The 26,867-nt window shown below is 65.8% G+C and carries 27 protein-coding genes and 1 tRNA gene; 15 read left to right on the forward strand and 13 right to left on the reverse strand.

The features are described 5' to 3' along the window. Nucleotides 1-110: 110 nt before the first annotated feature. Nucleotides 111-275 carry a DUF2207 domain-containing protein gene (locus tag E3T29_RS19630; RefSeq protein ID WP_139165815.1) on the forward strand — a complete coding sequence of 55 codons (165 nt, stop codon included), beginning with the start codon at nucleotides 111-113 and terminating at the stop codon, nucleotides 273-275. Nucleotides 276-454: 179 nt separating this feature from the next. Next, a complete protein-coding gene (locus E3T29_RS08480; protein ID WP_134345065.1) occupies nucleotides 455-1,351 on the forward strand; it encodes a carbohydrate kinase family protein in 897 nt (298 codons plus the stop codon). An 18-nt stretch (nucleotides 1,352-1,369) separates the two neighbouring features. Here the strand turns inward: E3T29_RS08480 and E3T29_RS08485 are convergent, their stop codons facing one another. Together E3T29_RS08485 and E3T29_RS08490 are read right to left on the reverse strand one after the other, a co-directional pair. Further along, nucleotides 1,370-1,993 carry a HEAT repeat domain-containing protein gene (locus tag E3T29_RS08485; RefSeq protein ID WP_092340443.1) on the reverse strand — a complete coding sequence of 208 codons (624 nt, stop codon included), beginning with the start codon at nucleotides 1,991-1,993 and terminating at the stop codon, nucleotides 1,370-1,372. 167 nt (nucleotides 1,994-2,160) lie between these two features. After that, on the reverse strand, nucleotides 2,161-2,607 hold the full coding sequence (locus E3T29_RS08490; protein WP_166792362.1) for a GNAT family N-acetyltransferase: 447 nt from the start codon (nucleotides 2,605-2,607) through the stop codon (nucleotides 2,161-2,163). 59 nt (nucleotides 2,608-2,666) lie between these two features. Between E3T29_RS08490 and E3T29_RS08495 the strand changes: the two genes are divergently transcribed. Genes E3T29_RS08495 through E3T29_RS08505 form a run of 3 tightly spaced genes read left to right on the forward strand, consistent with a single transcriptional unit; the run spans nucleotide 2,667 to nucleotide 4,743 of the window. After that, nucleotides 2,667-3,113 (forward strand): MaoC family dehydratase N-terminal domain-containing protein, encoded by a 447-nt coding sequence (locus tag E3T29_RS08495; protein ID WP_092340442.1) that lies wholly within the window; start codon nucleotides 2,667-2,669, stop codon nucleotides 3,111-3,113. Then, nucleotides 3,110-3,547, forward strand: a complete 438-nt coding sequence (locus tag E3T29_RS08500; RefSeq protein WP_134345067.1) for a MaoC family dehydratase — start codon at nucleotides 3,110-3,112, stop codon at nucleotides 3,545-3,547. The genes E3T29_RS08495 and E3T29_RS08500 overlap by 4 nt, the downstream gene beginning before the upstream one ends. Nucleotides 3,548-3,549: 2 nt before the next feature. Beyond that, the gene (locus E3T29_RS08505) at nucleotides 3,550-4,743 is read left to right on the forward strand and encodes a UDP-N-acetylmuramate dehydrogenase (protein ID WP_134345068.1); all 1,194 of its coding nucleotides are present in this window, start codon (nucleotides 3,550-3,552) and stop codon (nucleotides 4,741-4,743) included. Between the two features lie 19 nt (nucleotides 4,744-4,762). Here the strand turns inward: E3T29_RS08505 and E3T29_RS08510 are convergent, their stop codons facing one another. Next, on the reverse strand, nucleotides 4,763-5,170 hold the full coding sequence (locus E3T29_RS08510; protein WP_134345069.1) for a hypothetical protein: 408 nt from the start codon (nucleotides 5,168-5,170) through the stop codon (nucleotides 4,763-4,765). Between the two features lie 9 nt (nucleotides 5,171-5,179). After that, entirely contained in the window at nucleotides 5,180-6,634 is a 1,455-nt protein-coding gene (locus E3T29_RS08515) for a PspC domain-containing protein (RefSeq protein WP_166792363.1), read from the reverse strand. Between the two features lie 112 nt (nucleotides 6,635-6,746). On the opposite strand from E3T29_RS08515, the gene E3T29_RS08520 reads away from it, so the two are divergent. Both E3T29_RS08520 and E3T29_RS08525 read left to right on the forward strand, forming a co-directional pair. Beyond that, on the forward strand, nucleotides 6,747-8,114 hold the full coding sequence (locus tag E3T29_RS08520; RefSeq protein WP_241987716.1) for an ATP-binding protein: 1,368 nt from the start codon (nucleotides 6,747-6,749) through the stop codon (nucleotides 8,112-8,114). After that, nucleotides 8,111-8,815, forward strand: a complete 705-nt coding sequence (locus E3T29_RS08525) for a response regulator transcription factor (RefSeq protein WP_134345071.1) — start codon at nucleotides 8,111-8,113, stop codon at nucleotides 8,813-8,815. Before E3T29_RS08520 ends, E3T29_RS08525 begins: the two co-directional genes overlap by 4 nt. A gap of 21 nt (nucleotides 8,816-8,836) precedes the next feature. On the opposite strand, the gene E3T29_RS08530 is transcribed toward E3T29_RS08525, so the two are convergent. The 3 genes from E3T29_RS08530 to E3T29_RS08540 form a co-directional block, all read right to left on the reverse strand. After that, nucleotides 8,837-9,691 (reverse strand): ABC transporter permease, encoded by an 855-nt coding sequence (locus E3T29_RS08530; protein WP_134345072.1) that lies wholly within the window; start codon nucleotides 9,689-9,691, stop codon nucleotides 8,837-8,839. Beyond that, nucleotides 9,688-10,632 (reverse strand): ABC transporter ATP-binding protein, encoded by a 945-nt coding sequence (locus E3T29_RS08535; RefSeq protein ID WP_092340434.1) that lies wholly within the window; start codon nucleotides 10,630-10,632, stop codon nucleotides 9,688-9,690. Before E3T29_RS08535 ends, E3T29_RS08530 begins: the two co-directional genes overlap by 4 nt. A gap of 80 nt (nucleotides 10,633-10,712) precedes the next feature. Continuing rightward, nucleotides 10,713-11,915 (reverse strand): pyridoxal phosphate-dependent aminotransferase, encoded by a 1,203-nt coding sequence (locus E3T29_RS08540; protein WP_134345073.1) that lies wholly within the window; start codon nucleotides 11,913-11,915, stop codon nucleotides 10,713-10,715. Between the two features lie 175 nt (nucleotides 11,916-12,090). Here E3T29_RS08540 and E3T29_RS08545 point away from each other — a divergent pair, with 175 nt between their 5' ends. The 7 genes from E3T29_RS08545 (at nucleotide 12,091) to rplA (ending at nucleotide 17,403) form a co-directional block, all read left to right on the forward strand. Then, on the forward strand, nucleotides 12,091-12,933 hold the full coding sequence (locus E3T29_RS08545) for a UbiA family prenyltransferase (protein ID WP_104088940.1): 843 nt from the start codon (nucleotides 12,091-12,093) through the stop codon (nucleotides 12,931-12,933). Next, on the forward strand, nucleotides 12,930-14,384 hold the full coding sequence (locus E3T29_RS08550) for an NAD(P)/FAD-dependent oxidoreductase (protein ID WP_134345074.1): 1,455 nt from the start codon (nucleotides 12,930-12,932) through the stop codon (nucleotides 14,382-14,384). The genes E3T29_RS08545 and E3T29_RS08550 overlap by 4 nt, the downstream gene beginning before the upstream one ends. A gap of 216 nt (nucleotides 14,385-14,600) precedes the next feature. Continuing rightward, nucleotides 14,601-14,673: transfer RNA gene (locus E3T29_RS08555), tRNA-Trp, on the forward strand. A 40-nt stretch (nucleotides 14,674-14,713) separates the two neighbouring features. Further along, a complete protein-coding gene (gene secE / locus E3T29_RS08560; protein ID WP_092340430.1) occupies nucleotides 14,714-14,986 on the forward strand; it encodes a preprotein translocase subunit SecE in 273 nt (90 codons plus the stop codon). Nucleotides 14,987-15,086: 100 nt separating this feature from the next. Further along, nucleotides 15,087-16,052, forward strand: coding sequence for a transcription termination/antitermination protein NusG (gene nusG / locus E3T29_RS08565; protein WP_134345075.1), 966 nt, complete (start codon nucleotides 15,087-15,089; stop codon nucleotides 16,050-16,052). A gap of 122 nt (nucleotides 16,053-16,174) precedes the next feature. Further along, on the forward strand, nucleotides 16,175-16,606 hold the full coding sequence (rplK, locus tag E3T29_RS08570) for a 50S ribosomal protein L11 (protein WP_134345076.1): 432 nt from the start codon (nucleotides 16,175-16,177) through the stop codon (nucleotides 16,604-16,606). Between the two features lie 107 nt (nucleotides 16,607-16,713). Beyond that, nucleotides 16,714-17,403, forward strand: a complete 690-nt coding sequence (rplA, locus tag E3T29_RS08575; protein ID WP_092106323.1) for a 50S ribosomal protein L1 — start codon at nucleotides 16,714-16,716, stop codon at nucleotides 17,401-17,403. 139 nt (nucleotides 17,404-17,542) lie between these two features. On the opposite strand, the gene E3T29_RS08580 is transcribed toward rplA, so the two are convergent. The 6 genes from E3T29_RS08580 to E3T29_RS08605 form a co-directional block, all read right to left on the reverse strand. Next, the gene (locus E3T29_RS08580) at nucleotides 17,543-19,045 is read right to left on the reverse strand and encodes an APC family permease (protein ID WP_134345077.1); all 1,503 of its coding nucleotides are present in this window, start codon (nucleotides 19,043-19,045) and stop codon (nucleotides 17,543-17,545) included. A gap of 230 nt (nucleotides 19,046-19,275) precedes the next feature. Further along, the gene (locus E3T29_RS08585; RefSeq protein ID WP_134345078.1) at nucleotides 19,276-20,640 is read right to left on the reverse strand and encodes an NAD-dependent succinate-semialdehyde dehydrogenase; all 1,365 of its coding nucleotides are present in this window, start codon (nucleotides 20,638-20,640) and stop codon (nucleotides 19,276-19,278) included. A gap of 83 nt (nucleotides 20,641-20,723) precedes the next feature. Further along, nucleotides 20,724-21,464 carry a cache domain-containing protein gene (locus E3T29_RS08590; RefSeq protein WP_134345079.1) on the reverse strand — a complete coding sequence of 247 codons (741 nt, stop codon included), beginning with the start codon at nucleotides 21,462-21,464 and terminating at the stop codon, nucleotides 20,724-20,726. Continuing rightward, nucleotides 21,457-22,215, reverse strand: coding sequence for a FadR/GntR family transcriptional regulator (locus E3T29_RS08595; RefSeq protein WP_134345080.1), 759 nt, complete (start codon nucleotides 22,213-22,215; stop codon nucleotides 21,457-21,459). The genes E3T29_RS08590 and E3T29_RS08595 overlap by 8 nt, the downstream gene beginning before the upstream one ends. 9 nt (nucleotides 22,216-22,224) lie before the next feature. Further along, nucleotides 22,225-23,109 (reverse strand): ATP-binding cassette domain-containing protein, encoded by an 885-nt coding sequence (locus tag E3T29_RS08600; protein WP_166789829.1) that lies wholly within the window; start codon nucleotides 23,107-23,109, stop codon nucleotides 22,225-22,227. Between the two features lie 286 nt (nucleotides 23,110-23,395). Next, complete coding sequence (locus tag E3T29_RS08605) at nucleotides 23,396-24,877, reverse strand: helix-turn-helix transcriptional regulator (RefSeq protein ID WP_092340424.1); 1,482 nt, start codon at nucleotides 24,875-24,877, stop codon at nucleotides 23,396-23,398. A 266-nt stretch (nucleotides 24,878-25,143) separates the two neighbouring features. Here E3T29_RS08605 and aceB point away from each other — a divergent pair, with 266 nt between their 5' ends. Continuing rightward, the gene (gene aceB / locus E3T29_RS08610) at nucleotides 25,144-26,817 is read left to right on the forward strand and encodes a malate synthase A (RefSeq protein ID WP_134345082.1); all 1,674 of its coding nucleotides are present in this window, start codon (nucleotides 25,144-25,146) and stop codon (nucleotides 26,815-26,817) included. Nucleotides 26,818-26,867 lie beyond the last annotated feature (50 nt).

Below are 26,867 nucleotides of genomic sequence, written 5' to 3' on the forward strand. Positions count from 1 at the left end.
GACCACGCGACACGAAGCGGATGCCGCCCGCGGGATCTGCTTGCGGCCCCCGTGAGGGGGTAGTATCTGGGCAATCGGGATTTTCCCGCGCGTGAATGAAAGGTTGGACCATGAATCCGCTGCTCATCATTGTGGCCATTATTGCGGTCGTGCTGCTCATTACTGGCGGCCTGGTGGAGTCGCTTCAGTTTCTACTCTGGGTCGGTATTGTGCTCGCCGTCATTGCCGTCATCATGTTCCTCATGCGATCGATGTCGGGGCGCAAGAGCGTCTAACCCGGCATAACCGCTGACGGCCGGCAGTAGGAGACTGGACTCCTGCTGCCGGCCGTTGCTGTGCCCATACCTGCTGTGCGGGCACCGCTTGGTCGGGGCCGCGCGTGCCGTGAGCTGGGCCTAGCCTAGAGTGCACCGACCGAGCTCATCGTTCGCGCCTTTCGCAGAGATTGGACCCCATGCCTGAACAGAACGCTCCAACCCGCGTCGTTGTCGTCGGCGATGCTCTGATCGACGTGCTGCGTGATTCGGAGGCGAGCCGGGAATTCGCCGGCGGAGCCGCCCTCAACGTCGCGGTCGGACTGGCGGTGCTCGGCCTGCCGACGACCCTGATCGCGATGGTCGGCGACGATGCTGACGGCGCGGTGATTCGCGAATTTCTCGAGAAATACGGCGTGCAGCTGATCGCAACCACCGGCCCGCTCGGGTCGTCGCGGGCAGTGTCCGACCGCACCGACGGCGAGCCGCGCTATTTCTTCAACCCGGCAGCGAAGGCACGCCGCATCGAGTTCGGTGCGGCGGAGCGCGCGGCCCTCGAGAGCGCCGAGCTGGTCGTCGTGAGCTGCTTTCCGTTCGACGACACCGCGCAGACCGAGGCATTCGCGGCCTGCGTGAGTGACCCGGAACGACGCCTCGTCATCGACCCCAATCCGCGGGCCGGCATGCTGCACGACGGCCCCCGATTCGTGCGCAACTTCGAGGCACTCGCCGCGCGCAGCCTGCTCGTGAAGGTCGGCGACGAAGACGCTGACCTTCTCTACGACAGCACGCTCGAGCAGCTGCGAGAGCGACTCGTTGCGAGCGGCGCACACACGGTGCTGGCAACAGCCGGGCGCCTCGGCGCCTCGGTGTCCTTCGCCGATAAAGGCCAGATCAGCGTGCCCATCGCCATGCTCGCTGGCCCGGTCATCGACACGATGGGTGCCGGGGATGCGACGCTGGCAGCATCCGTTTGCACGATCGTTCACGACGGCGTACCGCAGGATGCCGCGAGCTGGCAGTCGCTGCTGGCCGACGCCATGCTGACCGCAGCGGCGACCTGTCGGCACGAGGGAGCGCTGCTCCGGCGGCCGTAGGCAGATCGGTCGGCTCGCTTAGGCCTCGGCGTCCGTTGCACGCGCGTTCGTTTCGGGCGCTGTTGTTTCAGACGCGATGGTCTCGGGAACCGCGTCGGTGAACTTGAGCCGAGTGCGAATTGCATCGCGCGCCTGCTGGGCGGCTCGGCGCACCTCCTTGTCGGGGTCGCGCAGGCGCACCTCGATCGTGGCGATGTTGGCGGTGGATCCCTGGTCGGCGAGGGCGTGCAGGGCCGCCGCGCGCACCCGGGGGTGCTCATCGGTGGTGAGGCGCACGAGCTTGGGGACGACCTGCAGGCCGCGCAGCAGCACGACCTTGGCGCACATTTCGCGCACCCGCCAAGCCTGGTTGTTCAGCCCGACGACGATGTACGGTGCAGCCGACTCTCCCCACACGTGCAGCAGCGCGCGAGCGCCCCACAGCTCGGGCCAGTACAGGGCTGGGGCGCCCTCGAGGATGCCGAGGGCGTGGCGCCCGCCGGCGTAGAGCAGAAAGTCCTTTCCGGCATTCTTGGCGCGCAACAGTGCCACGGAATTGTCGATGACGACGGACTCGCCGTAGTGCGCGACGGCGGCGCGGATGCGTTCCTCGGTCGGAAGGTCGATCGGAAGGTCGGGGTGCGGAGTCAATTTGTTTTGCATAGCCCTCTAACGCTACCTCCCCGGCGCCCTTTCCCACCCGCGAAACGGGGTAACAGTGTGCAATAGACGTGGCCGTGATTTGCGGAGGCTCGCGGTCGCCAGAAGACTGGAGCCGTTACGGTGAATGGGTACCGCGTCTCGACCAGGCCGGGCGCCCACTGCACCTGTCAGCTGAGGTCGAGTTCGAAGCCGGAGGCGCGCTCGTAGATGCCGTAGTTGCCGATGTCGGTGAAACCGAGGCTGCGGTACAGGGCGAGCGCTTCGGGCTGGGCGTAGCCGGTTTCCAGGCGCATCCGCTCGTAGCCGAGGGTTCGGGCGAGGGATGCGAGCTCGCGCAGAATCGTTTTCGCGTGACCCTGGCGGCGGTAGTTCGGGTTGGTCCACATGCGCTTGACCTCGGCGGTCGTGGCGTTGAACTGGCGCAGGCCACCGCCGGCCACGGTCACGTCGCCGTCGACGAGCACGAGAAAGCCGCCGCTGGGCGGATCGAACTCGGCCCCGTCGACGTCGTGCACGGAATCGCCGTCGCCGTAGCGCGTTTCGTATTCGCGGTGCAGGTCAAGCAGAAGAGGGGCTACCTCGGGGTCACCGAGGCGCACGGATACACAATTCACGGTTAATAGTGTGCGCCCTGTTGCCGGGTGCTCGTGACCGCGCTTAGTAGACTCGACGGGTGTCAGTGAACCCAGAGTTGCAGGGGCGGGTCTTTCCGCCGGTCGCACCGTATCTTGTCGGCCGTGAAAAGGTGCGCGAATTTTCCCGCGCCGTGTTCGCGACCAGCCCGATCAACCACGATCCCGAGGCGGCCCGCGCGGCCGGCCACACCGACGTCGTCGCTCCGCCCACGTTCGCCGTGGTCGTGCAGGAGGCCACCCTGGCCCAACTTCTGGCCGAACCCGATGGCGGAATCGACTTCACCCGCGTCGTGCACGGCGACCAGCGCTTCAGCTATACCCGCCCGATTGTCGCCGGTGACGAACTCACGGCGACCCTCGCGGTGACGAGCATCAAGAGCCTCGGCGGCCACTCCATGGTCACCGCCGAGTCCACCATCGTTGATGCGAGCGGCGCACACGTCGTGACCGCGGTCTCCACCCTCGTCGTCAGGGGAGACGAATGACCCCCGCCGCACCTATCAGATCAGTGACCGATCTCACGGTCGGCGACGTCGTCGCCGAGGCGAGTTTCGCCTTGACGCGCGATTCCCTCGTGCACTACGCCGGAGCATCCGGTGATTTCAATCCCATTCACTATCGCGACGATATCGCGCAGTCGGTGGGGCTGTCCGGCGTGCTCGCCCACGGCATGCTCACCATGGGCCTGGCCGTGCAACCCGTCGTCGACTGGGCCGGCGACCCCGCCCGGGTCATCGATTACCAGGTGCGATTCACCCGCCCGGTCTTCGTTGACGCAACGGATGGCGCAACCGTCACCGTGGTCGCCAAGGTCGGCGCGCTCGATCTCGAAGAAGGGCTGGCGCGCATCGACCTCACGGTGACCTTCAACGGCGCGACCGTTCTCGGCAAGGCGCAGGCGCGCGTCAACCTTGGCTGATCATGATTGAACCAGTTGCACTGAGCACGCTCACCACGTTTCGGGTCGGCGGCCCGCCAGCCGCCAGGGTGGCCCCGGTCACCGAGCAGGACCTCATAAACGAGACCCTCGTCGTTTGGGGCATGGACGAAAACTGGCTCCTGCTGGGTGGCGGCTCCAACACCGTCGTCGCTGATGAGGGCTTCGACGGCATCGTGATTAACGTGGTGACCCGCGGCATCGAGGTACTCGCCGCTGCACCTGAGAGCAGCGAAGCGGATGCCGCGGATGCGGCCGTCTCTGAAGCCGGCGCCGACGTCGGCGCCCGGGTACGGCTGCGCGTACAGGCCGGCGAACCCTGGGACGACCTCGTGGCTTACGCCGTCGATCACGGCTGGGCCGGCATCGAGGCGCTCTCGGGCATTCCCGGATCGTGCGGCGCCGCCCCGGTGCAGAACATTGGCGCCTACGGTCAGGAGCTCTCCGACAGCCTGATCGCGATCGACTTTCTCTCTTACGAGACCGGTGAGGTCGATCGGCTCGAACGCGCAGACCTGGCGCTGGGCTACCGCACCTCGGCGCTCAAGCAGGGCCTGCGCGGCGTGGTGCTCGCAATCGAACTGGAGCTGCACGATACCGCAGCCGAGGCATCCGTTTTGGGGAGCACCCTCGGTCAGCCGCTGAAGTATGCCCAACTGGCCGGGGCGCTCGGCGTGCAGCTCGGTGACCGGGTGCCGCTTCAGATGGTGCGAGCGACCGTTCTCGGTCTGCGGGCCGGCAAGGGCATGGTGCTCGACCCGAACGATCCTGACACCTACAGCGCGGGGTCTTTCTTCACCAACCCGATCGTCACCGAGACCTTTGCGCGCTCCCTGCCAATGGATGCGCCGCGCTGGCAGCTCAAGGCGGAGCCGGCCGACCGAGTTATTCCCCTCGAGGAATATATGGGCGTCGGACCCATTCCCGGCGAGGAACCCGTGCGCCTGGTCAAGCTCAGTGCGGCCTGGCTGATCGAGCATTCCGGGGTCGGCCGGGGGTTTCGTCTGCCGGGATCGAAGGCAGCGGTGTCGAGCAAGCACACCCTCGCCTTGACGAATACCGGCGGGGCCACCGCCGAGGAAGTTGCCGAACTGGCCCGGTACGTGCTCGGCCGGGTGCAGGCCGAGTTTGGCGTGAACCTGCAGCCCGAACCGGTGCTCGTGGGGCTGACGCTCTAATCGACAGGCGGCGTGTTGGTCAGTCTGCGCGGCGAGCGGCGGCGGCGATGCCGGCCACGACCAGGCCGAGCCCGACCGCGATCACACCGCCGAGCAGCCAGAGCGTGGGATCCGGCGGTGCCGGAAGCAGCGTGAAGACCACCATGTAGGTGGCGAATGCCAGGAGCAGGATGCCCCAGAGAATCGTGCCGAAGCGGGGGCGCAGCCGGGGTGTGGCTGTGGCAGCGGTCGGCAGGTCGGTGTTTGGGGCGAAGAAGTCGTTCTCCCGCGGGGCACGGCTCGATTCCGGGTAGGGAACGGTTGGATTGTCCGACAGCTTCGCGGTTGTCGATGCGTCGCCGGCCGGGTTCACGGAGAAATCCTCGGTGGGGGCGTTGGCGCCGCTTTGATCGGCGTCGGGGTTTTTGGAGGACAGCGGAGTAGTCATGATGGGGTCCTAGTTGTTGGAGGAATCGAGCGTGACGACGCCGGCGAGGGTCCAGATGCGCACGAGCGGCCCGTCACTGCGGCTGTTCGCATTGAAGGTGCGCGCATCGACGGCGAACACGCCGGTGTGCTCGCCGTTTTCAGCGGCCACAGCGCGGCCGGAATACTCCACGCCGCCGACCAGGGCGTGCGATTCGACGCGCACCGGTGCATCCACTGGCAGTTGGATGTCGGTGGCGCCGGCGAGCAGCCAGACGTCGATGACGGCGTCCTCGTCGAGAACGGGGTTGTCGAAATCGCTCAGGTCGAGGGTGGACTGCCCCACGATCATGGCGTAGCTGGTGTCGGGGTTCGCTATGGCCGAATTGGCGCTGAGCACCCAGACGGTGTTGCCGACGGCGGAGAACTGCGTGCCCTGCGGAAACACGCCGAGCACGACCAGGGTCGCCGCCGCCAGAAAGGCGAAACCGCCCATGGCGCCGTCGGTGCGACCGCGAATGCCGGCGACCACGATGCCGAGTGCCAACACTCCGAGTGCAAAGGCGAGGCCGAGAATCACTGCGTCCGGCGACCAGACGCCGCTCGAATTCACCCAGGCTGCTACGGCGCCGGTGGCCAAAGCCAGACCGAGCACAATGGCGCTGTAGCCGGCACCGGGACGGCGGGCGCGCACCCGGGCGCGGTGGGCTTGCTGGCGGGCGCGGTTCTGTTCCTGCCATGCTCGATTCTGTTCCGAGCGGATGCTCCTGGCCGAATCGGTCGCGTACGGATTGGTCGGGGCATAGGGGGTGGCCGTGGCCGTGCTCGTGGCCGCGAAAGCCAGGCTCGGGGCGGCTGTGTCGGTGGCGGTCGCCGCTGACGTGCTCGTCGGGGCGGAATCCGGTCGCGGGTCGTAGACGCTGCCCGCACCGAACGGGCCCGTTGGTCCAGTGGGGCCGGCCGGGGGAGCGAATGGTCCGAAACCGGGCCTCGAATCGGGAGACCTCTTGCTGCGGCGCACCAGATACACGATCAGCCAGACGATACCGGCCGTGATTGCCAGCCCCCACCCGAACGAGAAGATGCCGGAAAGCCAGTCGGGGAGGGCCCAGAAACCGGCCGGGCCGTTCCACCAGAAACCGCGGAACAGGGGCACGACGGTGAACAGGAGCAGCGCTCCGATGGCGATCATGGCCGGTTGGAACCGCCCGCGAATGGCGTCTTCGGCGTAGATGCGGCCGGCGCCGCGGGGCATCAGCGCCCAGCCGGCGGCGTAGGCGAAGACGACGGGGCCGCCGAGGATGGCGATCACAACGGCAATGCCGCGCACAATCAGGGGGTCGAGCCCGGTGCGGGCGGCAACGCCGCCGCAGACTCCGGCGATCCAGCGGTCGCCGTCACGGTGTAGTCCGCTTCCGCGAATCCACTCGAAGAAGCGGGTGATTTGGTCAGGACGAGGTGTTTGGGCCCTCGGTGTGTCGGTCATGATCCGAGTCTGACAGCGCGCTGAGACCGCTGCCATGGGGGATGACCCTGATTGAACCCTGATTGATTGCGGGGACACCTCCAATGGAGTTGGGGCGTGCTTGGATGAACAGGTGAGAACCGAACGGATGACCCGGCCCCGGCTCCGCCTCGTCGGCGGAGTGTGTGCGGGTTTCGCCGAGCACACCGGGGTCCCCCTCTCCACGGTGCGCCTGGTCACGGTGCTGCTCAGCTTCTGCGGAGGCTTCGGCGCCTTGCTCTATGCCTGGCTGTGGGCGACAGTTCCTTCTGGAGCGGCCGCAGTCGACCCGCTGCCCAAGTCGAGCCTCGCCCGGTCGCCGGTCGCTCCCCCCGCTTCCGCTGAGCCGGTTCAGGCCGCTGCGGCACTACCGGGTTCCGACGCCACAAACGGCCGGAGCGGGTTCGCCCGAGCGGATGGCGACTCCGCCCGGGCCGCGCCCGTCACCGAGATTCTGCTCGGCCTGGCCCTGCTGGCTGCCGGTAGCGCCCTCGTGGCGAGCCGCCTTGGCGCCGACATTCCACTCGCCGTGGTGGTGCCCGCCATTGTCGTACTCGCCGGAACCGCGCTCGCCTGGCGCCAGTTCGCCGACATTCGCAGCGGTGCGGCCCAGCAATCCTCAGCCTTGCTCGTGCGCATTCTGGGGGCGCTGGTGTTGGTCGCGGTCGGGATTCTGTTGTTTTTCGTGACCGGCACGAATCCGAACGCGTGGACGGTTATTCTGGCGGCAGCATCCGTTCTGCTCGGTGTCGCCGTGGTGACCGCGCCGTGGCTGCTGCGCCTGTGGAGTGACCTCGCCGACGAGCGCGCCGCGCGCGCCCGCGAAGCAGAACGGGCCGACATCGCCGCGCACCTGCACGATTCGGTGTTGCAGACCCTCGCACTCATTCAGCAGAAGGCCGGGCCGCACAGCGACGCCGCGCGGCTGGCCCGCGCGCAGGAGCGCGAACTGCGCGAGTGGCTCTTCACCGGGAGTCGCGCCGCGGGCGCCGAACCGGCGACCGATCTGGCCGCCGCGCTGCGTCGCATCGCCGGGGAGATCGAAGCAGACTTTGCGGTGCACTTCGAGGTGGTGACGGTCGGGGCGGGTGTCGGCGTGCGCTCGGCCGCCAGCACCGATTCCAGCAGCACGGATGCCCCGGAATCACTCGTCGCCGCCGCCCGCGAGGCCATGCTCAACGCGGCTCGGCATGCCGGCGGCGCGGTGTCGGTCTACCTCGAGACGGGGGCTCGCGGCATCGAACTGAGCGTCACCGACCGGGGCTCGGGCTTTCGGCTCGACCAGATCCCCGAAGACCGCCTCGGCGTGCGCGAATCCATTCTCGGGCGCATGCGTCGGGCGGGCGGAACCGCCGCCGTGCGGCCAGGTCCGGGCGGCGCCGGAACCGAGATCCTGCTGACCCTGCCGGCGGCGACCGCGCCCGCCACCGATGAACACCACACCGAAACGAGCGTGCGATGACCGACCAGAATCCGAGCGACCGGGCGGCCGTCGAACCGAGCGCGGCATCCGCTGGACTGCGGGTTCTCATCGTCGACGACCACTCCATCTTTCGGTCGGGGCTGCGCGCCGAACTCGACGCCGACATCACAGTGCTGGGCGAGGCGGCGACAGTTGACGAGGCGATCGCGCGTGTGATCGACCTGCAGCCGCGGGTCGTGCTGCTCGATGTGCACCTGCCCGGCGGGCACGGTGGGGGCGGCGCCGAGGTCATTCGGGAGGCGGCGCCGCGCGCACCGAACACACTGTTCCTGGCGCTCAGCGTCTCCGACGCCGCCGACGACGTCGTGAGCGTCATTCGGGCCGGCGCCCGCGGCTACATCACCAAGAGCGCCTCCGGGGCTGAAGTCTCCGAGGCTGCCCGCCGCGTCGCCGAGGGGGATGCCGTGTTCTCGCCGCGTCTGGCCGGGTTCGTGCTCGACGCCTTCGGCGCCGTCGCCGGCGAGACCGCCGAAACCACGGAGGAACTCGACCGGCTTTCCGCCCGCGAGACCGAGGTGATGCGCCTTATCGCCCGCGGCTACAGCTACAAAGAGGTCGCCAGTACCCTGTTCATCGCCGCCAAGACCGTCGAAACGCACGTCTCGGCCGTGCTGCGTAAACTTCAGCTGTCGAGTCGGCACGAGCTGACCGCCTGGGCGCTCGAGCGCAAGCTGCTCTAGCGCCCGGGCCTCAGGCCAGGCTCACGCGTCGCGTCGAATCCAACGAAACGTCACCCGGCTCAGCACGAGCCCCAGCACCAGCCAGACGCCGAGGGCGCCGGCCACCCAGGGCAAATCCCAGGTGCCGCTCTGCTCGGCAGCAGCGAAGCTTTCCGGAAGAAAGACAGAACGCATGCCCTGCGCCATCCATTTGAGCGGAAAAATGCTCGCTAGGTTCTGCATCCACTCGGGCAGCGTCGTGAACTGCAGGTAGACGCCCGAGATGAACTGCAGCACGAGCACCACGGGAGCCACAACAGCCGTGGCGCTGCGCCCCGACCGAGGCGCCGCCGACAGCGCGATGCCGAGAAACGCGCTCGTGATCACGCCGAACACAAACACCCAGGCGAAGGTTGCCCACTTCTCCGGTTCGCTCGGCAGCGCGATATCGAGCACCAGTCGCGCCACGAGAAGCAGGAGGCCGGCCTGAAGAATTGCGGTGACGAACACCTGTCCAATCTTGCCGAGGAAATAGCTCAGCGGGGACAGCGGGGTGCCGCCCAGGCGTTTGAGGGTGCCGTCGCTTTTCTCGCCGGCGATATCGACGGCGAGGTTCTGCACACCGGAGAGAAGCATGCCGGCGGCGAGCATTCCGGGCAGGTAGTAGGCGCCCACGTTGACGCCGCCGGTACCGTCGGGATTGGCACCGATATTTCCGGAGGAGCTGAACGCGGCGGTGAAAATGCCAAGCATGATGAAGGGGAAAAAGAACGTGAACAACAGGGTGTCGGGGGAGCGAAAGTACAGGCGTGTTTCATAGCCTATGCGGGACAGGCCGAGCGCGAGCGTGCTCGGAGCTGTGTGCTGCGGGCGGGTGTCCATCATCGTGGCGCTCATGCTCGCACGTCCTTGTCGGTGAGCCGGCTTGGATCGGGCCGAGCCTCAGGGGCGGACATGGCAGCTTCGTTCCCGGCGGCCGTCGCTTCGTGACCGCGCACGAGGGACAGGTACACGTCTTCGAGGCTTGGTCGGATCACCTCAAGACCTTCGAGTTCGGCGCCCTTGCCGCTGGCGACCAGGTCCGCCACGACCTGCGCCGGGCGGCTCGTGCGCTCCTCGCGCACCAATCCGTTGCCGTCACGCCAGCGCACGACCGGAACGCGAGCATCCGCTCCGCCGATTGTGTCGAGCGGGCCGATGTCGATGAGCCGGCCACCGACGATGATTCCGGCACGGTCGCCGAGTTGCGCGGCCTCGTCGAGGTAGTGGGTCGTCAGCAGGATGGTGGTGCCTTCCGCCTTGAGTCCTCGAATCAGGTTCCAAAACTGATGCCGGGCCTCGGGGTCGAAGCCTGTGGTCGGTTCGTCGAGAAACAGCAGCTCGGGGCGTCCGATAATGCCGAGGGCGACATCCACTCGGCGGCGCTGCCCGCCGGAAAGCTTGCTGATGCGGGTTTTCGCCTTCTCGCGCAGACCCGCCGCGTCGATGACCTCGTCGACGTCGCGGGGATGGGGATAGAACCCGGCGAAGTGGCGCAGCTGCTCGGTCACGGTCGCATTGCCGCTCTCGTTGCTGGTCTGCAGCACAATGCCGATGCGGGCCTTCCAATCCAGGCCGCCGCGGTGCGGATCAACGCCCAGCACTCTCACCTCGCCGCCGGTGCGGTCGCGGTAGCCCTCGAGAATCTCGATGGTCGTGCTCTTGCCGGCACCGTTCGGGCCGAGCAGGGCGAAGGTCTCCCCGGCCTCGATCGAGAAGCTCACGCCGCGCACGGCCTCGACACTGCCGTACGATTTCTGCAGGTCGCGCACCTGCACGACCGGGGGTGTGGCTGTCATGGATTCATGATCTCACTTCCGCGCCCCCCGTACCTCCTCTGATGGTTGCCTCCTTCATCCATCAGTCGACGGATGCCGTACTAGGCGAACAGCCTCTGCAGGCGCTGGATTCCCTCGAGGAGGGCATCGTCGCCGAGCGCGTAGGACATGCGCAGGAATCCGCTAGGACCAAAGGCCTCGCCGGGAACGGCGGCCACCTCGGCCTGGTCGAGAATGAGGTCGGCCAGTTCGAGTGAGGTCGTCGGGGTGACGCCGCCCCACGAACGACCCAGCAGCCCGGTCACATCGGGGTAGACGTAGAAGGCTCCCTGCGGGATGGGGGTCACGACGCCGGGGATCTTGTTCAACTCGGCGACGATGAGCTTGCGGCGGCGATCGAAGGCCACCCGCATGGCCTCAGCGGCGTCCTGCGGGCCGTTGAGCGCGGCGATTCCGGCGCGCTGCGAGATGTTTGACACGTTCGAGGAAAGGTGCGACTGCAGGTTCGCCGCCGCCTTGATGGCGTCGGCGGGGCCGACCATCCAGCCGAGGCGCCAGCCGGTCATGGCGTAGGTCTTGGCGACACCGTTCACCAGGATCGTGCGGTCGGCCAGCGCTGGAACGGCCTCGACGATGGAGACTGCTCGCACGCCGTCGTAGGTGAGGTTCTGGTAGATCTCGTCGGAGATGACCCAGAGGCCGTTGTCTTCGGCCCACTGGCCGATGGCCCGCGTCTGCTCAGGCGAGTAGACCGCCCCGGTGGGGTTCGAGGGTGAGACGAAGAGCAGCACCTTGCTGCGCGGGGTGCGCGCGGCTTCGAGCTGCTCGACCGTCACGAGGTAGCCCTGGTCGCTGCCGGCGAAGACATCGACCTGCACGCCACCGGCCAGCCGGATCGCCTCGGGGTAGGTGGTCCAGTACGGGGTCGGCACAATGACCTCGTCGCCCGGATCGAGCAGGGTCGCGAACGCCTGGTAGACCGCCTGCTTGCCGCCGTTCGTGACGACGACCTGGCTGGGCGAAACCACGAGTCCACTGTCGCGCAGTGTCTTGGCGGCAATCGCCTCGCGCAGCTCGGGAAGACCCGCTGCCGGGGTATAGCGGTAGTTCTTCGGATCGCGCACGGCGGCCAAGGCCGCTTCCACGATATGTTCTGGTGTCTGGAAGTCGGGTTCCCCGGCGGCGAAGCTGATCACCGGCCGCCCGGCCGCCTGCAGGGCCTTGGCTTTTCCGTCGACCTTGAGGGTCGCCGACTCCGCGATAGAGCCGATCCGAGTAGAAATTCGCTTGAGTTCATGAGCCACAGCTTGAGCTTAGCCAGTGCACCCGCGAGTGAACCAGCGCTGCACTCGTCGGGCCGGCGCGCGGGCCGGTTTAGAGGGTCTTCGGGGCGCAATTGCGGAGATAGCCAGGCTGCTGATCGCCCGGCGCGAGATCTCAAGCGGCGAGATCTCTCGCCAGGCTAGCTAGAGTGAGAAAATGCTCACCCGCCTGATTCATATCTCCCGTCCGGTGCTCTGGGTGAACACAATCGGCACCACCGTCATCGCCATGTGGCTGATGGGAGACCTGTGGCGCTGGGATGTGTTTCCTCTGCTCCTCTGGGTGACCCTGCCCTTCAACCTGCTGATCTACGGTGTGAACGACATCTTCGACCAGGCAACGGATGCCCAGAACACCCGAAAGGGTGGCCTTGAGGGGGCACGCATCCTTGGCTCCGAAGTGCGCCCCATCGTTATCGGGGTACTGCTGACCAACGTGCCCTTCGTGGCTTACTTCCTGCTCACGCTGCCGCCAGCCGCGCTTGCCTGGATCATGGCCTATGCCCTCATCTTCGTCTTCTACTCCGCGCCGCCGTTGCGCTTCAAGGCCCGGCGGTACGTGGATTCGCTCAGTAACGCTGCCTATGCCTTCCCGCTGGTGTTCGTGCCGCTTGCGGTCGGTGAGCGGCCGATCTGGTCGGCGGCGATCGGGCTGATGGCCTGGAGTGTCGCCAAACACACCTATGACGCGGTCCAGGATATCGATGAGGATCGCGCGGCGCGTATTCGCACCACCGCGGTCCATCTCGGCGCGCGCGGCGCAACGGTGTGGAGCGCCATCTGGTGGGCCCTGTCCACCGTAGGTTTCGCCCTTATCAGCTGGCCGGTAGCGCTGGTCAACCTGCTCATCGCCGGCTGGCTCGTGATGTCGTTGGGGCGCGACCCGATACCCGCGACGGCCCGCCGGCTATATCGGTACTCGATCGTGTTCCCTTACGTCGCCGGTTCCGTCGCCGGCGCCCAGGTCGTGGCCGCCATTCTGTTAGGAACATACCCATGAAGCGATCCGGCACGGCAACGACTCCCCTGCGCATCGTCGTGCTCGGCGCCGGCATCGGCGGGCTGACCGCCGCCGCGCTGCTGGCCCGCGCCGGGCATGCGGTGACCGTGCTGGAGGGATCCGACTGGATCGGGGGCAAGAGCAGGCGCCTCGAGATCGACGGGCAGCGGGTGGATACCGGGCCCGCGCTAGTCACTTTCCCGCCGGTCTGGGAAGAATTACTCGCTCGTTACGACGCCCTCGGCGCCCGCCGGTCCGCTCCCGCCGAGGCTGCGGCGGTCGCCGCGCTGACCCTGAAGAGACTGCCCGAAGTCGGTCGGTATTTCTTTGCGGGGGACAGCGTCACCCTGCCGGTTCCGCAGGGGCATCCGTGGCATGCGGCCTGGACCCGATTCGAACGTGAACACGGTGGGCTGGGCCCCGAAGTCACGAGCATGCTCACAACCGACCCAGCCAGCCCAGCTTCGCTGCCGGCCGTGCGCCGGGTCTTCCGTCTCTACGGCAGACGGCTGACCACGCGTGGCTTTCTCGATGGCTTGACCTGGATGCCCGACGGCCTGCGGGAAATCATCGCCATACACACCCTCAACGCGGGTGTCTCGCCCCGACGGACCCTCGCGCTGTATGCGAGCATGCCGGCAATTATGGCCACGGACGGCGTATGGGTGCCCGAGGGAGGTGTGAACGAGGTGCCGATGGCGCTCTACCGGCTCGCCGTGCACGCCGGCGCGAATCTGCACCTGGGTGAGCCCGTCAAATCGGTCAAACAGGGGAGTGTGACCACCACGTCGGCGACCTACCAAGCTGATGTGATCGTGAGCGGTCTCGACAGCGGCGTTCTCGACGAGCTCCTGGGCGCACCGCGCGCACGGCAGCGGCCACTGTCCTGCTCCGGAGTGGCCATCTACGCGTCCCTGGATACGCCGTTGCCCCGTGGAACGGCTACACACTCGGTGGTACTGCCCGACGACCCGGCCGCCCTCCACCGCAGTCTGGACACGGTCGTTGCGCCGGACCAGACCATGGCATTCCTGAACTACTACCGGCCACACGAAATCTATCCCAACGATCGAGCGACGGTGGCCGTTCTCCTCACGGCGCCTGCCGATGGCCGACACTACGATCTCGACACTCCCTGGGTCGCCCACGAGATCGACCGGGTCAGCGCGGCCGTGGGATTGAGCCGGCCCATCACCGAGCTGTTCCGCGATCATGTCGTGCTCGACCCGCACTACTTCGCAGGCTGGGGCTCCGCGGGAGGTGCGCTGTACGGCGCGACCAACCCACTCTGGCAGAGCGGCCCGTTCCACCGGCCGGGCTACACCAGCCTGGCGCGTCCGTGGCTGTGGCGGGTGGGCGCGTCGGTACACCCCGGCGGCGGGATCCCGGCCGTGCTCGGAGGAGCCATGACCGCGATGCAGAAGCTGATCGGGCGACTGGACGGTCGCTGACCAGTCGACGGTCGCAATCCCGTCTGCCGCGATAGTGTGGCAAGCTGGCACTGGAACAGGGATCGCGCTTTTGCGCGAACTCGTCTCAGCTTTACAGTGGCCGGTCCGTGATCTAGACTTGTTCAGGTAGTTGAATTCTGCCATGCTTTTTTGCGCCTTTTTCCGAGTGTTCACGCTCGGTCGAAAGTGGCTTCTGCATGGCGGGTTTGCTTCCATAGGGTGGTGGCTCAATTGGTAGAGCAGCGGTCTCCAAAACCGCAGGTTGCAGGTTCGAGTCCTGTCCGCCCTGCACATCGGTAGAAGTCTGCCGACCATGAGAGGTGTAACAGGTGGCCCGAAAAGTTGTCGACGAACCTAGTGAGGAAGTCGTCGCGAACGCACGAATTGCCCGCGAGTCCAATCGCGGTCCTTTCGCTCGGCTGTCCCTGTTCATCAAGCAGGTTTTCGCGGAACTGCGCAAGGTCGTCACGCCGACTCGTAAAGAGCTGCTGAGCTACACCGGCGTCGTGCTGGTCTTCGTGATCATCATGATGGGCATCGTCTCGGCCATGGACTGGGTCTTCGGCCTCGCGGTTCTCTATGTGTTCGGCACGCCGGGCTAATCCGCAGCGAAGGCATCCGCTCCGGCGGAACGCCCACACCACCGGCACGCAACGTGCCCAGACAACTTGCACACGTACAAAAATTAGGGATTGAGATTTAGTGACTGAGACGAAGCACGACGATGTCGACTGGGCCACTGCCGCCGAGCAGTCCTCCGAGGAAGACGAGGCGCAGGAAGGCAACACCCTCGCCGCCGACGAGACTTCCGCAGAGGCGGCCGAGCAGGTCGCCCTGCACGTCATCGACGAGAACGACGACGTGGAGGTCAACCTCGACGCTGCACTCGACGCCCTCGCCGAGTCATCCGATCCCGAAGCCGACGCCATCGTCGACGACGCACTCGACATCGATTCGGCGCAAGAAGCCGACGCGTCCGTTGAAGCCGTCGAAGACGAAGACGAGGCCGTCACCGCCGAAACTGCAGGCGAGACCGAGCCTTCCGATGAAGAGGTCGACCCGTACGAGGCGTTCCGCAAGGAACTGCGCTTTCTGCCAGGCAAGTGGTACGTCATTCACTCCTACGCCGGTTTCGAGCGTCGCGTGAAGTCGAACATTGAGAACCGCAAGCAGTCCATGGCGATGGAAGACTTCATCTACCAGTGCGAAGTTCCGATGGAAGATGTCGTCGAGATCAAAAACGGCCAGCGCAAGATGGTCACCCGCGTGCGCATCCCCGGATACGTGCTCGTTCGTATGGACCTCGACGAGGACAGCTGGTCGGTTGTTCGCCACACCCCGGGAGTCACCGGCTTCGTTGGCAACGCCCACAACCCCACCCCGCTGCGTTTCGAAGAAGCCTTCGGCATGCTCAAGGGACTCGTCGAGATCGTCGAAGCCCCGACCAAGGCTGGCGGTGCTCCCGGAAAGTCGGCGCAGCGCGTCATCGCTGCCGAGGTCGACTACGAGATCGGCGAGACCATCACGATCAAGGAAGGTTCGTTCGCGGGCCTGCCCGGTTCGATCAGCGAGATCAAGCCGGAGAGCGGCAAGCTCATCGTGCTCGTCTCGCTCTTCGAGCGTGAGACTCCGGTTGAGCTCAGCTTCGATCAGGTCACCAAGCTCTAACCAGCACAGCGGATGCCCGACCAGGGCAATCCACGCTGGTTCCCCCAAACCACCGGGGCCCATCCGGGCCACCGGGAGAGCAGCCCCCGGGCTGCTCGCACATCAATACGAAGGACAACACAATGGCACCGAAGAAGAAGGTTACAGGTCTGATCAAACTTCAGATCAAGGCCGGCGCAGCCAACCCCGCACCGCCCATCGGGCCGGCACTGGGTCAGCACGGCGTTAACATTATGGAATTCTGCAAGGCCTACAACGCAGCGACCGAAGCCCAGCGCGGCAACGTCATCCCCGTTGAGATCACCGTCTACGACGACCGTTCGTTCACGTTCATCCTGAAGACCCCGCCCGCAGCGGAGCTCATCAAGAAGGCCGCCGGCGTCGCCAAGGGCAGCGGAACCCCGCATACCGTCAAGGTTGCCAACCTCACCCAGGCCCAGGTCCGCGAGATCGCCGAAACGAAGATGGTTGACCTCAACGCCAACGACATCGACGCCGCCGCGAAGATCATCGCCGGAACCGCCCGCTCTATGGGCATCACGGTCAGCGCCTAAGCACACCCCCGCATCGGCGCCACACGGCGCCGGAAGCACCCTCAGCATTTAGTGGAAGAGCCTGCCAGGTTCGCACCACACTCTGAAGTACATACAGGAGATTCAACATGGCAACCAAGTCAAAGGCGTACCGCGCCTCCGCCGCCAAAATCGGCGAAGACAACGTCTTCACCCCGGCCGAGGCCGTAGCCCTCGCCAAGGAGACCGGCTCCGCAAAGTTCAACTCCACGGTTGAGGTCGCCCTCCGCCTCGGAGTCGACCCCCGCAAGGCCGACCAGATGGTTCGTGGAACCGTCATCCTCCCGCACGGCACCGGCCGCACCGCCCGCGTCATCGTCTTCGCAACCGGCCCCGCCGCCGAAGCCGCTATCGCAGCCGGCGCCGACGAGGTCGGTGGCGACGAGCTCATCGAGAAGGTAGCCGCTGGTTACACCTCGTTCGACTCCGCCGTCTCGACCCCCGAGCTCATGGGTAAGGTCGGCCGTCTCGGTAAGGTGCTCGGCCCGCGTGGCCTCATGCCCAACCCGAAGACCGGAACCGTGACGCCCGACGTCGCTAAGGCCGTGTCCGACATCAAGGGCGGAAAGATCGAATTCCGCGTCGACAAGCACTCCAACGTGCACTTCGTCGTCGGCAAGGCCTCCTTCTCGGCCGATCAGCTGAACGAGAACATCTCCGCTGCGCTCGAGGAGATCAACCGCCTCAAGCCGAGCTCGTCCAAGGGCCGCTACATCACGAAGGGTGTCGTCTCGACCACGTTCGGTCCTGGCATCCAGCTCGACGTCAACAGCATCTAAGCAACAGCTTCACCAAGCAGGGCCCGTCCTCGGACGGGCCCTGCTTGCATTAAGCGGATGCCCGCGCCTGCGCCGAGTCCCGGTGGATGGGTGCATAGGGCGCACGCATCCGCTGGGTGATCACCAGCTCGGGCGGGGTCTAGTGGTCGGGGTGCGCCCGCAGGAGCGTTGCGACTTCAATGGCGTCTCCCTCTGGTGCCAGCGATTTGCGGTCGGGCCGAGCCGCCAGCAGGTAGATGAGGCCGCTCCCCATGACGACAAACAGACCGATGAGCACGATGTAGTCGCTGAAGAACTCACCGCTCGAGCCCGGCACCGCGAGCAGCACCATGGCAAAGATGCCGTAGGCGAGGGCGAGCACGTTGACCACGAAACCGGCCCGGCCCAGGCTGAACGGACCGGCCGGCTTCCAGCCCTTGATGCGCTGGCGCAACGCAGCGAGCACCACGGATTGGAATGCCACGTAGATGCCGATTACGGCGAACGAGGTGATCTGGGTCAGGACCTGGTCGCTGCCAACGTAGATGATCAGGCACAGCACCACCGGAATCGAGCACGCCACAATCAACGCATTGGTCGGCACCGCGGTGCGCGGCGACACTGTGGCCAGCCATTTGTGCCCCGGAACCATTCCGTCGCGAGCGAACGAGAACAGCAGTCGGCTTGCCGCGGCCTGCAAGCTCAGCACGCACGACAGAAAAGCGGTGAGGGCGACGACGAGAAAGATCTTGGCGCCGATCGGGCCGAGCGCGGCATCCAGAATCGCCGGAATCGGGTCTTGATCGACACCGTCGACAACGTCCTGCAAATTTGGTGCGGCCATCACATACCCGCTGAAGGAGAGCAGGGCCGATATCCCGCCGACGAAGATCGTCAGAATCATGGCGCGGGGGATGCCGCGGGCCGGGTTCTCGACTTCTTCGGCGACATCGCCGCACGCCTCAAAACCGTAGAAGAGGAATAGTCCGGTCAGTGCCGCGCCGAGAAATGCCGTGGCGTAACTGCCGTTGCCCTGCACGCCCATGGAGTCGAAGAACACGCTGAATTCCTGGTGGCGCTGAAAGATGAGCAGATACAGCCCCACGGCGACGACGCCGATGAGTTCAGCAGCGAGCCCGATCCGGGCCACGCGGGCCAGTGTCTTCGTGCCGGAAAAGTTCAGGCCGAATGCCACGACCAGGAAAGCGATCGAGAGGCCGAGGGTGACTTCCTTGGTCGCCGGGGCATTGATCAGGCTGGCCAGAAACCCGGTGCCGAATTCGGCGACGGCCGTGATGGTCACGAGCATCGCCCAGATGTAGACCCAGGCCGCCATCCAGGCGTAGCGCTTGCCCCAGAGGCGTCGCGTCCAGGGGTAGATACCGCCCGCGATCGGATACTGCGAGACGACCTCGCCGAACACCAGCGCCACGAGCAACTGCCCGGTGCCCACGATGAAGAGCCAGAACAGCGAAGGCGGGCCACCCGTGCTCATGGCCAGCGCGAACAGCGAGTAGACACCCACGAGCGGTGACAGGTAGGTGAATCCGAGCGCAAAATTCGCCCACAACGACATGGACCGGTGGAACGAATCGTCGTACCCGAGCACCTTCAGGTGGTCGCCGTCGCCGATGCCCTTCTTGGAGGAAGCCTCTACGGACATGATGCCCTTTCAATCCAGCCGAAACGCCTCCCACCCGGCGGTACACGTCAATGTGTGAGCCTTAACATAACGGATGCCTGCCCCCAAAGCTATAGAACCGGATGATTGATTTTCCGAATGACCAGTTTGTGCGTCGCAGTGGCAGCGGGTCACTTGCTCCTCAGCTCAAACCTTGAACTCGTCACCCCGCAAGCAACCCGCCGCCACCGCTTGTGTCGGGAGCTTTCATGTCAGCCGATGCGGATCATCTTCTTGTTGACGAACTCGTCAGCGCCGAAACGGCCCAGTTCGCGCCCCGAGCCGCTTCTCTTGACGCCACCGAAGGGCAGCTCGGCACCGTCGGCACCGACCAAATTGATGAACACCATGCCAGCCTCAATGCCGTCGGCCACGCGCAGTGCCTGCTCCGGGTTGGTGGTGAAGACGTAGGAACCCAGGCCGAACGGGGTGTTGTTGGCCAGTGCGACTGCGGCGGCCTCGTCGGGAACGCTGAAGATCTGTGCAACCGGGCCGAAGAACTCTTCGTGGAAGGCATCGGAGCCGGGCGATACGTCGGTGAGCACGGTTCCGGCGTAGAAGTTGCCCTCAGAGGTTCCGCCCGTGACGAGGGTGGCACCCTGAGCCACAGCGCGCGCAACCTGCTCGGTGAGAGTTTCGGTGGCCTTTTTCGAGGAAAGTGGCCCGAGTCCGGTGCCGTCCTTGGTCGGGTCGCCCAGCTCGACGGCATTGATTGCCGCCGTGAACTTATCCAAGAAAGGCTGGTACAGCTCCTCGATGACGATGAAGCGCTTGGCCGCGTTGCAGGCCTGGCCGTTGTTGTCGAGGCGAGCAGCCACGGCGGCGCCGACGGTCTCATCGAGGTCGTCGGTGGATAGCAGGATGAACGGGTCTGAGCCGCCGAGCTCGAGCACGACCTTCTTCAAGTTGCGTCCGGCGATCTCCGCAATCGCCGCTCCGGCGCGCTCCGAGCCGGTGAGCGAGACACCCTGCACGCGCTTGTCGGCGATGACCGTGGATATCTGATCATGGGAAGCGTAGAGGTTCGTGTAGGCCCCCACCGGAAAACCGGCGTCGAGCATGATCTGCGCGATCGCGGCGGCCGATTCGGGGCACTGCTCGGCGTGCTTGAGCAGGATGGTGTTGCCGATGATTAGGTTTGGTCCGGCGAAACGGGCAACCTGGTAATACGGGAAGTTCCACGGCATGATGCCGAGAAGCACACCAAGCGAGCTGCGGCGGATGAGCGCCGAGCCCTCGCCGGCGAGCAGGCTGATGGTTTCGTCCTTCAGAAGCTCCACCGCGTTGTCGGCGTAGTAGGCGTAGATGTCGGCGCTGAAGTCGACCTCGCCGAGGGCCTGCTCCACGGGCTTACCCATTTCGCGCACGATGATGTCGGCAAGCTCCTGGCGGCGTTCGACGTGCAGTTCGGCCACGCGGCGCACGAGGGCCGCGCGCTCTTCGACGCTGATGGAGCGCGACCAGGTGTGGGCGTCGTCTGCCGCGGTGATGGCGGCGGTGAGGTCGGCATCCGAGATTGTGTCGTAGGTCTTGACTGTCTCCCCGGTGGCCGGGTTGATGACTGCGTAGCTGGTCATAGGCTTTATCCTTCACTGGTCGGGCACCTCAAAAACCGGCGCCGATGCAAACTCTGGTTTGTCAAAGATATAGCAACGGATGATTAAAAACGAGGCAGCCGGTCCGGACCAACGAGAACTCGAAACGGCAGGCCGGAGCAGGCCACAGAGTCACCGGAATGCGAGGCGAGCTGACCGACCTGTACGGTCGGGTCCGTGGAGATGACCACCCGGTCAACAGCGTTGACGAGGGCGAGTGGCCGGTCGGCCGCGAGAAACAGCGGAAGCACAATGCTCTCGAGACGGCGCACGGAGATGTCCGCTCCGACCACGCCGAGCATCGGGGTGCCTTCGCCGATGCGCACCGGCATGGTCAGGGTGAAAATGTACTCGCAGGTGCAGAGGCGGTCGACGTAGGGCCCGGTGACGTGCGTCTGGTTGGTGGACTGCGGCACCTGGTACCACTCCAGCGTGCGAAAATCGCGCACGTAGTCGGTGTATGCGCGGGTGGCGAGGTCGAGACGGGTGGCCGCGCTGCTGCTGCCGAGCAGCGGGTTGCCGGCCTGCGGGCCCAGCCACCAGGCAAAGTGGATGTCCCGGCCGTGCACGTAGCCGGGCGCGGCAATGAATCCGGCGCCGACGAAGAGCGGGCTGGCACCGGTGAGGGCCGGAATCACGAGCCCCTCCACGTGGGCATCGAGGTCTGTCGGCCGCACCGAGGTTTCGCCGTCAGCGAGTTCGTTTCGCCACCCATCTAGCTCGGCGAAGGCGTCCGCGAAGGAGGCAGTCACCGCGGCGGCGCAATCGGAGATCGTCACTTCCGGCAGCTGAGAAATCTCAGGCATCCCAGGCTCCGCCTCGTTCGACTCTGGCTTTCGCGTTCAACAGCCATTCGGCCAGGCTCCGCACCTGCTCGGTCGCGAACTGCCGGGCGGCGGCTGCGTCGTTGGCGCGCACGGCGCCGGCAATGGCCTGGTTGCTCGCAAGCAGCGACCGGCGGGCGCGGGCATCCGTCATGCCTAGAAGCAGCAGAGGCCCGAATTCGGCCTGCAGCCGGATCAGCTCCCGCACCAGTCGGGCGGACTGGCTGAGCACGGCCAACTCCAGGTAGAACCCGCCGGCGTTGGTGCGGGCCCCGGCGACCGTTGCGAAGTCAGCGCCGCGCAGCCACAGATCGAGGCGGTCGGAGTCGGGTTCTGAGGCGCGCAGCGCAGCCCGTTGGGCGCCCCCCTCGACAATCGTCGCGAAATGGACGGCCATGTCAGAGAGGTCGACCTGCGCCAGACCGTGGAGCCGGGCCTGCACGAGCGTGCTGTGCGGGGCATCCGCTTTCATCACGAAACTGCCGCCGCCGCGACCGCGCCGAGTCTCGACCAGGCCGGCATCGCGCAGCACCGCAAGGCCCTCACGCACCGTGATTAGGGCCACGCCGAAGCGGCGCGCCAGATCCGATTCGCTCGGCAGGCGTTCATCGGGGGCAAGAACGCCCAGAATGATGGCGTCGGTGAGGCGAATGGTTACCTGCTCCGTGCGGCCGGCGTCGACGAGCTGAGCGAAAATCGCTTCGCGTGCGCCCGGCCGGTTGTGTGCCTCCATGCGCCTAATCTACAAGCCCCGGCTCCCCAGCGGCTCATTCTCGGCCGCGTAGAGCAGCTCGCGGGTGTACGGATGCTTAGGGGAACCCAACAGGTCGGCGACCGACGCGTATTCGACGATCGCACCGGTGCGAACCACGGCAACACGATTGCAGATCAGTGCCGCGACGCGTACCGAGCGCGTCACGAAGATCATGGTCAGTTTGCGTTCGCGCTGCAATCTGCTCAGCAGCTCAAGAATGTCGGAACTGTCCGACGCGTTCAGGGTGTCGGTCGGGTCGTCGGCCACGAGCAGATTCGGGCTACCGGCCAACGCATTGGCGATATGCACGCGCTGCGCCAAGGTCGCCGACACGTCGCGCGGGTACGCGGTGAAGGTGTGTTCCGGATTCTCCACGCCGGCCTGGCCCAGCAGATCCAGTGACCGTTCGTAGGCGGCCGGTTTCGACAGGCCGCCGCCGGAACGCAGCGGTGTGGCCAGCTGGGTTCCCACGGTCAGGTTCGGGTCGAGGCCGTCGAGTGGGCTCCGCGGCAGGTAGGCCACCTGGGCGTCGTGCAGCCGGGAGAACGATCGTGGCGGCAGCCCGACCAGTTCGACGCCGTTGAACAGAATCGACCCGGATCGGATGGTCGCCGGCGCCGGAAGTACGCCAGCTATGCACTGGGCGACCTCGAGAGCACCGGAAGACGCATCGCCGACCAGCCCGACGACCTCGCCGCAGGTGATGGAGAGCGAGATGCCCTGCACCACACGCGGTGCGTCGGAGTGCGCCGCCGCTGCGACCTGAAGCCCGCGCACATCGAGCAGTGCCGCGGAGCGAAACCAGTGTGACGGCATGGGCGCGGTCGTTTCAGCCGGTGACGGAGTAGCGACCTGATCGTGCAGCTCGTTCATGGGCGGTGCCGCCGAGGGAAGTCCCGCCCGCACGGCACGATTGAGACGACGTATCACACTACGAGCGTCACACATCGTCGGCTCGCATTTCAGTAGGTCGAGACGAGCGGCGACGCGTGGGACAAGCCCAACCGACAATCTCTGGTGCGTGGTACCGCAAAAAGCCACTTGCTCCAGCATTTTCACGTCATCACAATGTTAGCTAAAAGTATTGCCTACAACGTACCGGTTTGTTTGTTTCAGAGCGGATGCGCATCCATCCCTCTCCCGCGCGCGCCCCTCAGCGCTAGCGCGGCGAGTGGGCTTCGAGAAACTCGTACACCTCGGTCTGGTCGACGCCGGGAAAGGTTCCGGTGGGCAGCGCCGCGAGCAGGCTCGTCGGGGTTCGTGCGGCAGGCCAGGACTGCCCGGCCCAGCGCCCGGCGAGGTTGTCGGGAGCCCGGCGGCAGCAGGACTCATCGGGGCACTTGGAGACGGCGCGGTTTGCCGTCTCGCGGCCGCGGAACCACTTCACGTGTGCGAACGGCACCCCAACGCTCACCGAGTACTCGCCTTCCTTGGCCTTTTCAATGCGGGAGGTGCACCAGAAGCTGCCGGCCGGCATATCCGTGTACTGGTACCAGGCGCTGAAGCGGTCTTCGACGTCGAACACGGTGCGGGCAGTCCAGCTGCGGCAGACCGTGGTGCCCTCGACCGCACCGAGAGCGTCGCTCGGAAAGCGAACATTGTCGTTTTCGTAGGCTTTGATAATCGTGCCGGACTCGTGCACCTTCATGAAGTGCACCGGAATGTCCAGGCGGGCGGTAGCGAGGTTGGTGAATCGGTGCGCGGCCGTCTCATAGGAGACCGCGAAGGCGTCCCGCAGATCTTCCATCGAGATGCGCCGCAGGGTCTTCGCCTCGGTCAGCATGCGCACTGCATCTCGCTCCGGCAGCAGGATCGCCGCGGTGAGATAGTTGGTTTCCACCCGCTGGCGCAGAAATTCGGCATAATTTTTCGGCTCTTCGTGCGCGCATAGATGGCTCGCGAAGGCCTGCACGATCGGCGAGCGGGAATCCCGCGAGGCCGAACGCTCGGTCGGCAGATAGATACGCCCGTTGCGCTTGTCGGTGACCGACCGGGTGGAGTGCGGCAGGTCATTCACATAGTGCAGCGAAAACCCCAGGTGGGTGGCCATGTCGGCGACGAGCTGCTGCGACACCGGGCCACCGGAGTGACCGACCGCGGTGAGCAACTCGAGGGCCTGCGCCTCCAGCTCGGGAAAATAGTTGTCCTGCTGCCGCATGATCTGGCGCAGCGCGGAGTTGGCCCGACGGGCCTCCTCCGGAGTCGCTGCGCGCTCCCGGTTGAGCCGGTCGATTTCATTGTGCAGGCTGAGGATGGTCTGCAGGGTGTCGTCGCTCTGGCCTTTGCTCACCCGGATGCGGGGGAGTCCGAGGGCCTGGAACACCGGCCCGCGCTGGGCACGTTCCACCGAGATTTCCAGGGCGGCACGCTCCGAGGGGGCATCCGTTCGCATCAGCTCTTCGACGGTAGTGCCGAGCGCCAGGGCGATCGTGCGCAGCATGGAGAGGCGTGGCTCGCGTTTGCCGTTCTCCATCATCGACACCTGGGAGGGGGCGCGGTCGATCGCGGCGGCGAGGGCGTCGAGCGTCATGCGGCGGTTGGTGCGCAGTTCCCGGATACGGCGGCCGAGGGTGAGCGCGTCAAGCTCCGGCTCATCGAGGCTGAGCGAAGACAGTGCGGCGAGGGCTTCTGCGGGGACCATGGCCTTAGTGTCGCAGATCACAAAAGTTTCCACAATCAGAAAAACAGGGTTTCTTCTGTGCATGGATTGTGGTTTGGCCGTGCCTAGACCCGGCAGAGTGGAGGCACAGGCAAGCACCGACTTTCGAATTGCGACCGCTCACCCCTCGCGCTCACCGATTCGACCGAAGCAGAACCGCTCCACCATCCTCCGCCTGAGATCGGGCGAACCGCGCAGCTGCGGCTCGCCCCCTGTCGGTATCACCTACTTTCGCAAGGAGCCAGACCATGAACACCCCCAAACCGACCCTCGATCAGACGGTCAACTCCGAGACGGTGAAAACGACCACCGGCAGCTTCGCCACCATTCGCCCGCACCTCGAGGTCACCGGCCCGCTCGGCGATCGGTATGACGAGATCCTCACTCCAGAGGCCCTCGAATTTCTCGCCGAACTGCACGAGCGTTTCGCCGGCACCCGGCACGACCTGCTGGCGGCCCGGCTGCAGACCCGAGTGGATGCCGCCAACGGTCGCGACCCCAAGTTTCTCAGCGTTACCGAGAGCATCCGTCTCGATCCCACCTGGAGCGTTGCGGGAGCCGGACCCGGCCTCGAAGACCGCCGTGTGGAGATCACGGGACCGACCGACCGCAAGATGGCCATCAACGCGCTCAACTCCAGCGCCAAGGTCTGGCTTGCCGACCAGGAAGACGCCACGAGCCCGACCTGGACCAACGTGATCGAGGGCCAGCTGACCCTGTTCGACCAGGTGCGCGGCCAGCTCAGCTTCACGAGCCCCGAGGGCAAGAAGTACGAGATCACGAACGAGTCGACGCCGACCATCGTGATGCGTCCGCGCGGCTGGCACCTCGTTGAAAAGCACATCACCTTCATCGACCGTGCCAACCGCCGCATGAAGTCCTCTGGCAGCCTCATCGACTTCGGTTTGTACTTCTTTCACAACGCGAAGAAGCTCATTGAGAACGGTACCGGCCCGTATTTCTATCTGGCCAAGCTCGAAAGCCACAAGGAAGCGCGCTTGTGGAACGACATCTTCACCTACGCCGAAGAGCGCCTGGGTATCGACTACGGCACCATTCGCGCCACGGTACTGATCGAGACCATCCAGGCCGGCTTCGAGATGGAAGAAATCCTCTACGAACTGCGCGACCACTGCGCCGGCCTCAACGCCGGACGCTGGGACTACATCTTCAGCATCATCAAGACGTTCCGTGCCCGCGGCAGCCGCTTCGTCTTTCCCGACCGCAAGCAGATCACCATGACGGTGCCGTTCATGCGCGCATACACCGAACTGCTCGTCGCCACCTGCCACCGTCGTGGAGCCTTCGCCATCGGCGGCATGAGCGCCTTCATTCCGAACCGTCGCGACCCGGCCGTCACCGAGCAGGCTCTCTCCCAGGTCGCCGCGGACAAGAAGCGTGAAGCCACCGACGGGTTCGACGGTTCCTGGGTTGCGCACCCCGACCTGATCCCGACCGCTCAGGCCGAATTCGACAAGGTGCTCGGAGACCGCCCGAACCAGCTCGAGCGCACCCGCCCCGAGGTGAACGTGACGGCCGCCCAGCTTCTCGACGTTGCTTCGGTCGGCGGCCAGATCACCGAGGCCGGCGTGCGCGGCAACGTGCTCATAGCGCTCCGCTACATCGAGTCCTGGCTGCGCGGCGTGGGAGCAGCGGCGATCGACAACCTGATGGAAGACGCCGCGACCGCGGAAATCTCCCGCTCGCAGCTCTGGCAGTGGATTCACGAGAACTCGGTCACGGCCGAGGGCCGCCGGATCGACTCCGACTGGGTTGAGGAGGTGCTGGACGAGGTCGTGGACGGCCTCGAGCGCACCCCCACCGACCGCTTCGATGACGCCCTCACAGTGCTGCGCACCTCGGCACTCGAGCCGGAGTTCCCCACCTTCCTCACGGTTGGTGCCTACGCTCGATTCTTCTAACTAGTTTTCGCAGCTAGCGCTGCGAGTTCGCGAAAGCGGGCAAATGGTTG

Origin of the sequence: Cryobacterium sp. TMT1-66-1, from assembly GCF_004403435.1 — a bacterium.
GTDB classification, from domain to species: domain Bacteria; phylum Actinomycetota; class Actinomycetes; order Actinomycetales; family Microbacteriaceae; genus Cryobacterium; species Cryobacterium flavum.